This window comes from Lysobacter enzymogenes (assembly GCF_017168095.1).
Classification (GTDB): domain Bacteria; phylum Pseudomonadota; class Gammaproteobacteria; order Xanthomonadales; family Xanthomonadaceae; genus Lysobacter; species Lysobacter enzymogenes_D.
In genome coordinates this window covers 45,777-58,068 of record NZ_LXSD01000595.1, presented here as the reverse complement: position 1 = coordinate 58,068, position 12,292 = coordinate 45,777, and the positions used below count along the sequence as shown (strand labels likewise).

The 12,292-nt window shown below is 71.3% G+C and carries 10 protein-coding genes; all 10 read left to right on the top strand.

The features are described from left to right. Nucleotides 1-489, top strand: a 489-nt coding sequence (locus A7A76_RS23285) for a hypothetical protein (protein WP_206413544.1), incomplete at its 5' end; no start/stop codon positions are given. 7 nt (nucleotides 490-496) lie between these two features. Next, nucleotides 497-1,159, top strand: a complete 663-nt coding sequence (locus A7A76_RS23280; RefSeq protein ID WP_206413543.1) for a hypothetical protein — start codon at nucleotides 497-499, stop codon at nucleotides 1,157-1,159. Between the two features lie 36 nt (nucleotides 1,160-1,195). Beyond that, nucleotides 1,196-1,519, top strand: coding sequence for a LysM domain-containing protein (locus tag A7A76_RS23275; protein WP_206413542.1), 324 nt, complete (start codon nucleotides 1,196-1,198; stop codon nucleotides 1,517-1,519). A 3-nt stretch (nucleotides 1,520-1,522) separates the two neighbouring features. Then, complete coding sequence (locus A7A76_RS23270) at nucleotides 1,523-2,653, top strand: hypothetical protein (protein WP_206413541.1); 1,131 nt, start codon at nucleotides 1,523-1,525, stop codon at nucleotides 2,651-2,653. 61 nt (nucleotides 2,654-2,714) lie between these two features. Beyond that, complete coding sequence (locus A7A76_RS23265; protein WP_206413540.1) at nucleotides 2,715-3,257, top strand: phage baseplate assembly protein V; 543 nt, start codon at nucleotides 2,715-2,717, stop codon at nucleotides 3,255-3,257. Nucleotides 3,258-3,267: 10 nt separating this feature from the next. Beyond that, on the top strand, nucleotides 3,268-3,633 hold the full coding sequence (locus A7A76_RS23260) for a hypothetical protein (protein WP_206413539.1): 366 nt from the start codon (nucleotides 3,268-3,270) through the stop codon (nucleotides 3,631-3,633). 20 nt (nucleotides 3,634-3,653) lie between these two features. Next, nucleotides 3,654-4,010, top strand: coding sequence for a GPW/gp25 family protein (locus A7A76_RS23255; RefSeq protein ID WP_206413538.1), 357 nt, complete (start codon nucleotides 3,654-3,656; stop codon nucleotides 4,008-4,010). A gap of 15 nt (nucleotides 4,011-4,025) precedes the next feature. Next, nucleotides 4,026-6,554, top strand: a complete 2,529-nt coding sequence (locus tag A7A76_RS23250) for a putative baseplate assembly protein (RefSeq protein WP_206413537.1) — start codon at nucleotides 4,026-4,028, stop codon at nucleotides 6,552-6,554. Next, the gene (locus tag A7A76_RS23245) at nucleotides 6,551-10,006 is read left to right on the top strand and encodes a putative baseplate assembly protein (protein WP_206413536.1); all 3,456 of its coding nucleotides are present in this window, start codon (nucleotides 6,551-6,553) and stop codon (nucleotides 10,004-10,006) included. Before A7A76_RS23250 ends, A7A76_RS23245 begins: the two co-directional genes overlap by 4 nt. An 8-nt stretch (nucleotides 10,007-10,014) precedes the next feature. Continuing rightward, nucleotides 10,015-12,279 (top strand): hypothetical protein, encoded by a 2,265-nt coding sequence (locus tag A7A76_RS23240; RefSeq protein WP_206413535.1) that lies wholly within the window; start codon nucleotides 10,015-10,017, stop codon nucleotides 12,277-12,279. Nucleotides 12,280-12,292 lie beyond the last annotated feature (13 nt).

Sequence of the window (12,292 nt, the reverse complement as noted above, 5' to 3'; positions counted from 1 at the left end):
GCGGCGCCGGCGGCCTCGCTCGGCGGCGCCGAGCCCGGCGGCCTGCACTGCGATCCCGACGAACAGGCCAAGCCGCCCACGCCCGAAGGCCCGCAGCCGCTGCCGCCGTTCCGCCTGCCGCCGCTGCTGCCGCCGATGCAGTTGCAGCCGCCGCAACTGGACTGGCTGAAGATGCGCTCGACCTTCGACTCGCGCGGCCTGTCGATGAGCGACCGCGACGGCGCCTCGATCCTGGCCGAATGGCAGCGCGGCTCGCGCCTGCTCGACACCTTCGGCATCGACGACCGCTTCAAGTTCTGGTTCATCGACAAGCCTTGGCTGCTGAACCTCGGCATCTCGATGCAGCTCGACCAGATCAACGCGCGCGACCACCCCAATGCGATGGACCGCGCCGATCGCGAATGGAAGAACGCGTATCCCGACGAATTCCGCACGCCGATGATCCCGATCTTCGATCTGGACTGGTTCCGCAAGGGCAACAAGAAGTGACGCCGACATGAGTGGATACCCGCGTTCTCCCAAGATCCTGCGCGGCGGCCTGGTCCTGCTGGACCCGGACAGCGGCAACGTGCTGCGCATCATCGCCCTGCAGTACAACCCCGAAACCATGACCCGCAGCCTGCAGGTCAAGGCCACCGGCGCCGACAGCGGCGGCCACAGCGAAGCGCTGCGGCTCAAGGGCCCGGCGGTGGAGACGATCAAGCTCGACGCCGAGATCGACGCCACCGACGGGCTCGACAGCGGCCAGGGCACCGCCGGCAGCCTCGGCCTGCATCCGCAGCTGGCCTCGATCGAAGCGTTGGCGCATCCGGCCAGCGGCGAGCTGTACGCGGCCAACGCCGCCGCCGGCGCCGGCATGCTCGAGATCGCGCCGGCGGCCGCGCCGCTGTGTTTGTTCGTGTTCGGGCCGAACCGGATCGTGCCGGTGCGCCTGACCGAACTGGGCATCGTCGAGGAAGCCTTCGACACCGCGCTCAATCCGATCCGCGCCAAGCTCAGCCTCGGCCTGCGCGTGCTCAGCGTCGACGACCTCGGCTTCGACGGCAAGGGCGGCGGTTTGTTCATGAGCTATCTGCTGGCCAAGGAGAAGTTGGCCGGGCTGGCCGCGGCCGGCGATTTCCAGGCGCTCGGCATCGCCGGCGTTCCCGTCGTTCCCTGAAGAACCCACCGCTGCAGACTGCGCGAGCGCACGATCATGGCCAATTACGATTTCCCGCCGACCAGCCGCTACTACGACGTCGAAACCGCCGCGCGCACCGAGGCCGACGGCACCGTCGTGCCGTACCTGCGCCGGCGCCTGCTGCCGGCGCTGGACGGGTTCGTGCTGCTGCACGAGCACCGCGTGGTCGAGGGCGAGCGGCCCGACCACATCGCCGCTTCCGAACTAGGCGATCCAGAGGCGTTCTGGCGGCTGTGCGACGCCAACGCGGCGATGCATCCGGACGAACTCACCGCCGAAATCGGCCGCAGCCTGCGCATCACCCTGCCGCTGGGCATGCCCGGCCCGGGACGGGAGTGAGGCATGCTCAAGGGCATCCATCTGACCCTGATGATCGGCCCCGCGGTGCCGATACCGGCGCCGCGCGCGGTGCTGGACGCGCTGCAGAGCGCGACCATCACCAGCGCCAAGGACAAGGCCGGCTTCCAGCTGGTGTTCGCCGCCGACAAGGGCTCGACCCTGCTCGATACGCTGCTGCCGGCCGGTTACCTGGATCCGATCACCACCCGGGTGATCCTCGCCGTGACACTCGGCGGTTTCCCGCACGTGCTGATGGACGGCGTGGTGACTCGCCAGGAACTGGCGCCGAGCAGCGAGCCGGGGCAGTCCACGCTGACCGTCACCGGCGAGGACCTCAGCGCGCTGATGGACCTGATCGAGATCAAGCGCCCGTTCCCGAACATGACCGACACCTTGCAGGCCTACGCGGTGCTGGCGCCGTACATGGCCTTCGGCGTGGTGCCGCTGGTGATTCCCGGCTTCATTCCGGAACTGCCGATCCTGACCAAGAAGATCAAGTCGCAGACCGGCACGGACCTGGATTTCCTGAAGAAGATCGCCGGCAACAACGGCTTCGTGTTCTACGTCGAGCCGGGCCCGCTGCCCGGGCAGAGCATCGCCTACATGGGCCCGAACATCCGCGTGCCGGTGCCGCAGCCGGCGCTGAACATCAACATGGACGCGCACACCAACGTCGAGTCGCTGAGCTTCGCGCTCGACGGGCTGGCCAAGGAAACCATGCTGGTGACCATCGGCGATCCGGTCACCGGGCGCATTCCGATTCCGATCCCGATCCCGTCGGTCAACATCTTCCAGCCGCCGCTGGGCGCGCGGCCGACGCCGCCGCTGAAGATGGTGTATTCGCGCGACGCCGGCGGCGACGACTCGGCCGCGTTCACGGTCAAGAAGATGCTCGGCCGCATGCTCAAGGGCGCGGCCAACGCCATCACCGTGTCCGGCTCGCTCGACGTGCTGCGCTACGGCCACGTGCTGCGCTCCAAGGCGATGGTCGGCGTGCGCGGCGCGGGCCTGGCCTACGACGGGCTGTATTACGTCGACAGCGTCACCCACAAGATCAAGCGCGGCGAGTTCAAGCAGAGCTTCCAGCTCAGCCGCGACGGTTTGATTTCGCTGACGCCGCGCGTGCCCACATGAACACGTACGAGCGCGCACGAGCACGCATGAACACGCATGAGACCGACATGAGGACGCCGACATGAGCGACGGATCCCGCGGCACCCAAACCTATCCCGGCCTGTATCGCGGCACCGTGCTGCCGATGCCCGACCCGGAATTCCGCGGCCGGCTGATGCTGAACATTCCCGATGTGCTGGCGTTCGTGCCGAGCACCTGGGTCGAACCCTGCACGCCGCTGTCCGGGCCCACCGGCCCCGGCATGGGCGTGTACATGGTGCCGCCGCCGGGCGCCGGCGTGTGGGTGATGTTCGAACAGGGCGATCCCGACAAACCGGTGTGGATCGGCTGCCGCTTCGACACCCAGGCCGATCCGCCGGCGATGTCCAAGCTCAGCAATCCGGTCGATCCCAGCATCATCGTCTCGACCATGCTGCAGAACCAGTTGGTCATCAGCGACCTGCCGCCGACGCCGATCACCGGCGGCATCGTGCTGCAGAGCACGACCGGCGCGATGTTGGTGGTCAACGACAGCGGCATCTACATCGACAACGGCAAGGGCGCGTCGATCTGGCTGGTCGGGCCGACGATCACCTTCAACAAGACCGCCATGGCCATCACCTGAGGACGCCGCGATGCCTGGATTCCTGCTCCACGCCAACGCCGCGATGACCTGCCAGCACGCCGCCGGCCAGGCCAGGATCGCGCCGGTGCAGACGCGCGTGCTGGTCTCGGCGCAACCGGTGGCGACGATACCGCCCGGCGCGCCGACCATCGCGGTGATGGGCTGTCCGTTCACCCTGCCCAACGGCAAGCCGCAGCCGTGCGTGACGATCAAATGGGCGATGCCGTCGGCGCGGGTGACGATCATGGGCCTGCCGGCGATGGTGACGCCGCCGCCCGGCCCCGGCACCGGCCCGGGCATCTGCCAGAGCGTCGAACAGATCCCGCAGGGCGCGCCGATCGTCGGCGCCGTGCAGACCCGCGTGTTGGCGACCTGAGCCGAGCCAAGGAGCCCGCCATGCATCTCGACTTCCCCTTCCGCATCGACGGCCGCGGCCGCAGCGCGCAGACCGACCACGCCGGCTACGTGCGCGACCTGATCGAGCAGTTGGTCTTCACCCAGCCCGGCGAACGCGTCAACCGCCCGGATTTCGGCAGCGGCCTGATGCAGCTGGTATTCGCCGGCAACAGCCCGGAACTGGCGGCGACCGTGCAGTTCACCCTGCACGCGGCGCTGCAGCGCTGGCTGTCGGACCTGATCGAAGTGCGCGAACTGCGCGTGGACGCCGACGACGCCACCCTCACCGTCAACCTCAGCTACGCCTTGCTGCGCACCGGCGAACCGGCCAGCGCCAGCTTCGTGCGTCCCATCTGACGCCAGGACACCGTCATGAATCTTTCCTGCCGCAACGATCCGCGACGCGACGCGGTCCGCGCCTTTCAGGGCCGGGTCGGCCTGGACTTCGTCGAAGTCTCCGCCGATCAACTGACCTTGCGCGCGTGCTTCCTCGGCAAGCTGCCGCCGGAACTGGCGCGCGACGGCGAAGGCCTGGAGCGCCACCTGCGCATCGAAGGCGGCGCGCGCATCCGCGACATCCGCATCCTCGATGCCGACCCGCACCTCAGCGGCGAGCCCGATCTCGACGACTGGCTGGTGCTGCGCCTGGACCGCTACGGCGACCACTCGCGCTATCGCCTGCGCCTGCTCGACATCGCCGGGCTCGACCCGATGTACGCCAGCGCCGAGTTCTCGTTCAAGGTCGGCTGCCCGTCGGACCTGGACTGCAAGCAGGCGCCGGCCTGCATCGACGCGCCGCCGCCGGAGCCGCCGATCTCGTACCTGGCCAAGGACTACGCCAGTTTCCGCCGGCTGATCCAGGACCGCCTGGCGCTGATCGCGCCGGACTGGCCGCTGAGCCACGTGCCCGACATCGGCGTGACCCTGACCGAACTGCTGGCCTACGCCGGCGATTACCTGAGCTATTTCCAGGACGCGGTGGCGACCGAGGCTTACCTGGGCACCGCGCGCCAGCGCATCTCGGTGCGCCGGCACGCGCGCCTGGTCGATTACTTGCTGCACGAAGGCTGCAACGCGCGCGCCTGGGTCGCGATCGAAACCGATCAGGACATATCGTTGCCGACCGCGGCGATGGCCTTCCTCAGCGGCGTGGATCCGGCCCTGGGGCTGCCGACGGTGCTCGGGCCGGCGCTGTTGAACGAGCATCCGGCGCTGGCCTGCGAGCGGTTCGAACCGATCCTGCCGGCGGGCCGCGACGCGCTGGCGGTGCGCGTCGCCCACAACCGCATCGCGTTCTACGACTGGGGCCGCGAGGACTGCTGCCTGCCGCGCGGCGCCACCCACGCCGTGCTGCGCGACGCCTGGCTCGACGGCGAAGGCGATGCGCGCGCGCTCGATCTGCATCCGGGCGACGTGCTGCTGCTGCGCGAAGTGCGCGGCGCGCGCAGCGGCCTGGAGGTCGACGCCGATCCGGCGCGGGTATGGCCGGTGCGGCTGCTGCGGGTGGAGCGCGACGAGGATCCGTTGTTCTCCGTGGTCGTCGGCGAATCCAATGAAGACACCACCGGCCCGACCCGGCCGACGCCGCTGCTGCGCGTGCATTGGCATGCCGACGACGCGCTGCCGTTCCCGCTGTGCCTGTCGGCGCTGGGCCCGGCGCCGGCGTGCGCGCGCCTGCGCGATCTGTCGATGGCCTTCGCCAACGTGGTGCTGGTCGATCACGGCCGCAGCGTCGGGCCGCTCGACCTGGGCACGGCGCCGCAGGGCGAGAGCGCGGCCGAATGCCTGTGCGAACACCAGCCCGGCGACGTGCAGCGCACGCCCGGCCGCTTCGACTGGCGCCTGCCCGACGCGCCGCTGACCCACGCCGAAGCGGCGCCGCCGCCGGACCGCGCGGCCAGCGCCAGCCTCGCCCAGGATCCGCGCGCCGCGCGTCCGGCGCTGCGCCTGGACGACAGCGGCGGCCACGCGTGGACGCCGGTGTTCGACCTGCTCGCCAGCCGCCCAGACGACCGCCACGTGGTCGCCGAAATCGACAACGACGGCCGCGCCCGCCTGCGCCTGGGCAACGGCGAACTCGGCCGCCGCCCCGACCCGGGCCTGGACTTCGCCGCGCGCTACCGCATCGGCAACGGCCGCGCCGGCAACGTCGGCGCGCACAGCATCAACCGCATCGCGCTCGGCGACGGCGAATGGAACGGCCTGCGCCTGAGCATCGACAACCCGCTCGCCGCCGCCGGCGGCAGCGAGCCCGAGTCGCTGGCGCAGGCGCGCCTGCTCGCGCCCGGCGCGTTCCGCAGCCAGTTGCTGCGCGCGATCACCGCCGACGATTACGCGCGCATCGCCGAGCGCGATGCGCGCGTGCAGCGCGCCAACGCCGAGCTGGTGTGGACCGGCAGTTGGTACGAGGCCGATGTCGCGCTCGATCCTTACGGCGAAGTGCCGGCCGACGCCGCGCTGATCGCGCAGACCCAGGCCGCGCTGGAACGGGTCCGGCGCATGGGCCACGACCTGCACGTGGAGACCGCGGTCTACGTCGCGCTGGACCTGGCGCTGGAGGTCTGCGCCCTGCCCGGCTACGAACGCGGCGAAGTCGAGGCGGCGCTGCTCGACCGCTTCAGCGCCGGCCGCCGCCGCGACGGCCAGCCGGGCTATTTCCATCCCGACCGGCTCGGCTTCGGCCAGAACCTGCGGGTCAGCGCGCTGGTCGCCGAGGCGATGGCGGTGGCCGGCGTGGAATGCGCGCGGGTGGCCCGCCTGCAGCGCCTGTTCGCCGCGCCCAACCGCGAACTCGAAGACGGCGTGCTGCGCCTGGGCGCGCACGAGATTCCGCGGCTGGACCGCGATCCCAACTATCCCGAACACGGCAAGCTCGCCATCAGCGTCGGAGGTGGCCGATGAATTCCTTCTCCTGCGGTTGCGGCGGCGCCTGCGGTTGCGGCGGCGCCTGCGGCAACGGCGCCTGCGGTTGCTGCGACGGCGTCGCCGCGGCCACCCCGGTCGATATCGCCAACCGGCCCGGCCTGCCCGCGCTGAACTATCGCGTCGGCACCCACGGCCGCTTCATGGCCAGCATGACCGCGCGCCTGCCGAGCATGGAAGTCGAAACCGCCGGCGACGACGGCCAGCCGCCGCGCACGCTGCGGCCGCTGCAGGCGCTGACCACGCGCGATCCGGCCGACCCGGCCATCGCCCTGCTCGACGCCTGGGCCACGGTCGCCGACGTGCTGACCTTCTACCAGGAGCGCATCGCCAACGAAGGCTATGTGCGCACCGCGACCGAGCGCCGCTCGCTGGTGGAGATGGCGCGCCTGGTCGGCTACGCGCCGCGCCCGGGCGTGTCGGCCAGCGTGTTCCTGTCCTACACCGTCGACGACAACCAGGCCGAGCCGGTCGAGCTGCCGGTCGGCACGCGCGCGCAGAGCCTGCCCGGCCCCGACGAGACCCCGCAATCGTTCGAGACCGACGCGCCGCTGCAGGCGCGGCGCGAATGGAACGATCTGCAGATCCGGCGCGAACGCCCGCAGGCGATCGACAGCGGCAGCGTGCTGTCGCTCGACACCGTCTATGTCGACGGCGCCGACAGCGGCGTGCAGAGCGGCGAGCTGCTGCTGTTCCAGTTCGGCGCCGGCGCCGGCGCGGTGTATCAGATCCGCCGCGTCGCCGCGGTGGAGGCCGACTTCGTCGCCAAGCGCAGCGCGATCTCGCTGCAGCCGCTGCAACCGCTGCTGGCGCAGGCGCTGCCGCCGCTGGCGACGCTGATCGGCAAGCTCGAACAATTGCAGAGCCAGGGCAACGGCAGCTCGACCGCGCTGGCGCGGGCGCGCGCGCTGCAATCGGCGGTGCGCCTGGGCGCGCCGCACTGGCCGCTGGCGCAATGGCATCAGCGCATCGCCGAGGGCGTGTCCGGCGCGGCGCTGACGCCGCTGGAGGAATTCGACGACGCGATCAAGCGCGTGCAACTGCCGCTGGCCGCGGTGCTGAGCCAGGCGCTGGCGCTGCTCGAGCTGCTGATCGTGCGGCTGAAGTGGCGCATCGGCCAAGCCGAAGGCGATGCGCGCGCGGTGGAAAACGCCGAAACCCTGCTGGGCCAGATCGAGCAAGGCGTGCAGGTCGCGCCGTTGCAGGACTGGGACGGCCTGCTCGGCGGCGGCGTGGAGGAAGAAGAGTCGATCCAGCTGATCCAGGACTTCGGCGACTCGATCCGCAAGCTGCAGCCGTCCGCATCGGCCGCCACCACCTCGCCCGATCGCTTCGTCGACGGCCTGCTGCGCAAGCCGGTGGTCCAGGCCGCCAGCCCGCAGCGGCTGCGCCGCGACCTGCGCAGCGCCTTCGACTACGGCGCCGACCTGCAGCCGCAGCTGATCACCGAGTTCGCTCCGCGCCTGAAGGACACCTATTACCAAGCCTGGCGCGGCGCGCAGGTGGACACCCGGATTCCCTACCAGCACCTCACCGCGCTGTATTCGCTCGGCGCCGGCGAAACGCTGTTCGGCGCCGCCAGCGGGCGGCCGATGCCGGAGATCGTCAACAACAAGGTGCCGGCGGTGCAGAACTGGGGCGACTGGCTGTACGCGGGCGACGAAACCGACAGCAACGCGTTCCTCGGCAAGTCGCTGCCGCTGCTGGCGCCGGGCGATCTGGTCCTGGTCGCGCGGCCCGGCGACAGCGGCCTGCCGGATTACCGCATCCTCACCGTCGCCAGCGCGCGCACCGGCCCGCGCAACGCGTACGGCATCTCCGGCGAAAGCACGGCGCTGGAGTTCGGCGTCGACGGCGTCGCCACCGGCTGGCGCAAGGTCGAGGCCGGCAAGGAAGGCACCGCCGACATCGCCGAGCTGCGCCGCACCTGGCTGCATCCGCAGCGCAAGCAGCTGCAGCCCTCGGCCGAGCCGATCCTCATCGACGTGTCCGGCGCGACCTTGGAACTGGGGCCGCTGCACCAGCAGCTGCAATCGGGCCGCTGGGTCGTGGTCGAAGGCGAGCGCAGCGACATCGAGGGCGTGCGCGGCGTGCGCGCCAGCGAGCTGATGATGGTCGCCGGCCTGGAACACGGCTACGACCCGAACCTGCCCGGCGACCGCCCGCACACCACCCTGCACCTGGCGACCTCGCTGGCCAACACCTACTACCGCGACGGCCTGCGCATCCACGCCAACGTGGTCCCGGCCAGCCACGGCGAGAGCCGCAGCGAAGTGCTCGGCAGCAGCGACGCGCGCCAGCCGATGCAGCGCTTCGCCCTGCGCCAGCCGCCGCTGACCTGGCGCCCCGCGCCGACCGCGGCCGGCGCGGCGAGCACGCTCAAGGTGCTGGTCGACGGCGTGCAATGGCAGGAAGCCGCCAACCTCGCCGCGCTGGGCGCGGACGCGCGCGCCTTCGTCACCCTCACCGGCGACGACGGCGTCACCCAGGTGATCTTCGGCGACGGCGAGCACGGGCTGCGCCCGCCCAGCGGCTTCGAGAACCTGCGCGCGCACTACCGCAACGGCATCGGCGCCGGCGGCAACGTGCGCGCCGGGCAGATCTCGCTGCTGGTCAGCCGTCCGCTCGGGATCAAGGACGTGATCAACCCGCTGCGCGCCTCCGGCGGCGCCGACCGCGAGAGCCTGGAACTGATCCGCGAAAACGCGCCGCGCTCGCTGATGGCGCTGGACCGGCTGGTGTCGCTGTCGGACTACGCCGACTTCACCCGCATGTTCGCCGGCATCGCCAAGGCCGATGCGGTGCGCCTGGGCGACGGCACCCGCGAGCTGGTCCACCTCACCGTCGCCGGCGTCGACGACATGCCCATCGACGAGGACTCCGACCTCTACCGCAACCTGCTGGCCGCGCTGCGCGAGCTCGGCGACCCCGCGCTGACCGTGCAGGTGGCGATGCGCGAGCGCTTGGCGCTGGTGCTGCAGGCCAAGCTCAAGCTGCTGCCCGGCTATCAATGGGAACCGGTGTCGCAAGCCGTGCGCGAGCGCCTGCTCGACCGCTTCGGCTTCCACGCCCGCGCCATCGCCCAGCCGGCGCTGCTGTGCGAACTGGTCGCAGCGATGCAGTCGGTGCGCGGCATCGACTGGGTCGACGTCGACAGCTTCGGCGCGATCCCCGAAACCGCGCTGGACTGGCGCACCCAACAGCGCCGCCTGATCACCCAGGACGAAATCACCGACACCGTGCGCCGGATCCTCGACGGCGATTCCGACGAGAACACCGCCAACGGCGAAGACGGCTACGAACCCTTGCAGCCGCCGGCGCGCGTGGACGCGCAGCGCGCCCAGGCCGAGGGCGACCGCATCCGCCCGGGCCAGCTCGCGTTCTTCGCCGCGGCCGTGCCCGACACCTTGATCCTCAACCCGGTCCAGTGAGCGACGCCATGGACATTCCTTCGCTGCACGCCCCGCCGCGCATCGACCGCTTGTACCGGCTGCTGCCGGCGATCCACCGCATCCGCGACGCCGAGCAGGGCTATCCGCTGCAGGCGCTGCTGCGCACCATCGCCGAGCAGATGAACCTGGTCGAGGACGACATCGCCCGGCTCTACGACAACTGGTTCGTGGAAACCGCCGACGACTGGGCGGTGCCGTACCTGGCCGATCTGCTCGGCTATCGCCCGGTGCTGGCCGCCGGCGCTTTGTCGCGCGAACTCGGCGCGGCCGGACAGGCGCTCAACCGCGCGCTGGTGCCGCGGCGCGAGGTCGCGCACCTGATCGCGCAGCGCCGGCGCAAGGGCACGGTCGCGCTGCTGGAAGACCTGGCCTACGACGTCGCCGGCTGGCCGACCCGCGCGGTCGAGTTCTTCAAGCTGCTCGACCGCGCGCAGGACATCAATCACCTGCATACCGACCGCCTGGGCACCGCCAGCCTGCGCGGCGGCGCAGCGCTGGAACGCTGCGACGGCCCGTTCGATGCGCTCGCCCACAGCGTCGACGTGCGCCGCATCGCCTCGCACCGGCGCGTGGGCCGCTACGACATCCCCAGCGTCGGCGTGTTCGCCTGGCGCATGCGCAGCTATCCGGTCACGCGCACGCCGGCGTACTGCGTCGAAGACGCCGGCCCGCACTGCTACACCTTCAGCGTGCTCGGCCAGGACGCGCCGCTGTACCGCAAGCCGCGGCCGGAGACCGACCCCAGCCATCTCGCCGACGAGACCAACCTGCCCTTGCCGCTGAGCCGGCGCGCGCTGCGCGACGGGCTGGCCGAGGAATACGGCAGCGACGCCAGCCTGGCGGTGTGGGCCGAGCAATGGGCCGGCGGCGGCGGCGACGGCGAACCGGTGCCGGCCAGCGCGGTGGTGGTCGCCGACCTCAGCGGCTGGCGCTACCGCACGCCGCGCGGCAAGGTCGCGATCGATCCGGTGCTAGGCCGGCTGATGTTCCCGCCCTCGCAGGTGCCGAAGAAAGGCGTGCGGGTGAGCTATCGCTACGGCTTCGCCGCCGACCTGGGCGGCGGCGAATATCTGCGCGGCCTGCGCGACCCGGCGCAGGCGTTCGCGCTGTACCGCGTCGGCGACAGCGACGCCGCCGCCGCGGCCGGCGACGACGGCGAACTGCCGCCGGTGGTGCCGCGCATCGGCGACGCGCTGCGCCAGTGGAACGAGCAGGCGCCGCAGCACGCGGTGATCGAACTGCTGCACAGCGGCGTGTGGGTCGAGCCGCTGCACATCCGCCTGCGTCCCGGCCAATCGCTGACCCTGCGCGCGGCCGACGGCGTGCGCCCGGTGATCCGCCTGATCGACTGGCAGACCGACCTGCCCGACGCGTTGACGGTCGAACTCGACGCCGGCAGCCGCTTCCACCTCGACGGCATCCTGCTGACCGGCCGGCCGCTGCACGTGTGCGCGCCGCGCGAACCGGGCACCTACGCCGAACTCGCGCAAGCCCAGCCCGACTGCGGCGCGGAAGTGTCGATCCGCCATTGCACGCTGGTGCCCGGCTGGGCCATCGACTGCGGCTGCGACCCCGAGCGCCCGACCGAGCCGAGCCTGGAGCTGCACGGCGTGCGCGCCCGGGTCGAGGTCAGCCACAGCATCCTGGGTTCGATCCAGGTGCAGCAGGACGAGGTCGGCACCGATCCGATCGCGTTGTCGATCCAAGACAGCATCGTCGACGCCGCCGGTCCGCGCGAGCAGGCCATCGGCGCGCCCGCCGCCGCGGTCGCCCACGTCTGCCTGAGCATGCGCCGCTGCACCGTGTTCGGCACGGTCGAGGTGCATGCGGTCGAACTGGCCGAGAACAGCCTGTTCAACGACTGCCTCAACGTCGCCCGCCGCCAGCTCGGCTGCCTGCGCTTTTGCTACGTGCCCTGCCGTTGCCGCACGCCGCGCCGCTACCGTTGCCAGCCCGACGAGGCCATCGCCGCGGTGCGGGCGAAAAAACTGCCGGCGGTGGTGGAACAGGAACTGATCGCGGCCGAACGGCTGCGCCTGCGCCCGCGCTACCAATCGCGGCGCTACGGCCGCCCCGGCTATGCGCGGCTGGCCGCCGAATGCGCGCCGGAGCTGCTGCGCGGCGCCGACGACCAGTCCGAGCCCGGCGTCTACCACGACCTCTACGAACCCCAGCGCCAAGCCAACCTGCGCGCGCGCCTGGACCAGCACACCCCGGCCGGCATGACGGTCGGACTTCTCCTTGCCGACTGACCTGAAAGGACAC

Excerpts from the sequence above, each read along its gene's own strand:
- A7A76_RS23280 (WP_206413543.1), top strand. The coding sequence starts at position 497 with ATGAGTGGATACCCGCGTTCTCCCAAGATCCTGCGCGGCGGCCTGGTC.
- A7A76_RS23275 (WP_206413542.1), top strand. The coding sequence starts at position 1,196 with ATGGCCAATTACGATTTCCCGCCGACCAGCCGCTACTACGACGTCGAA.
- A7A76_RS23270 (WP_206413541.1), top strand. The coding sequence starts at position 1,523 with ATGCTCAAGGGCATCCATCTGACCCTGATGATCGGCCCCGCGGTGCCG.
- A7A76_RS23265 (WP_206413540.1), top strand. The coding sequence starts at position 2,715 with ATGAGCGACGGATCCCGCGGCACCCAAACCTATCCCGGCCTGTATCGC.
- A7A76_RS23260 (WP_206413539.1), top strand. The coding sequence starts at position 3,268 with ATGCCTGGATTCCTGCTCCACGCCAACGCCGCGATGACCTGCCAGCAC.
- A7A76_RS23255 (WP_206413538.1), top strand. The coding sequence starts at position 3,654 with ATGCATCTCGACTTCCCCTTCCGCATCGACGGCCGCGGCCGCAGCGCG.
- A7A76_RS23250 (WP_206413537.1), top strand. The coding sequence starts at position 4,026 with ATGAATCTTTCCTGCCGCAACGATCCGCGACGCGACGCGGTCCGCGCC.
- A7A76_RS23245 (WP_206413536.1), top strand. The coding sequence starts at position 6,551 with ATGAATTCCTTCTCCTGCGGTTGCGGCGGCGCCTGCGGTTGCGGCGGC.
- A7A76_RS23240 (WP_206413535.1), top strand. The coding sequence starts at position 10,015 with ATGGACATTCCTTCGCTGCACGCCCCGCCGCGCATCGACCGCTTGTAC.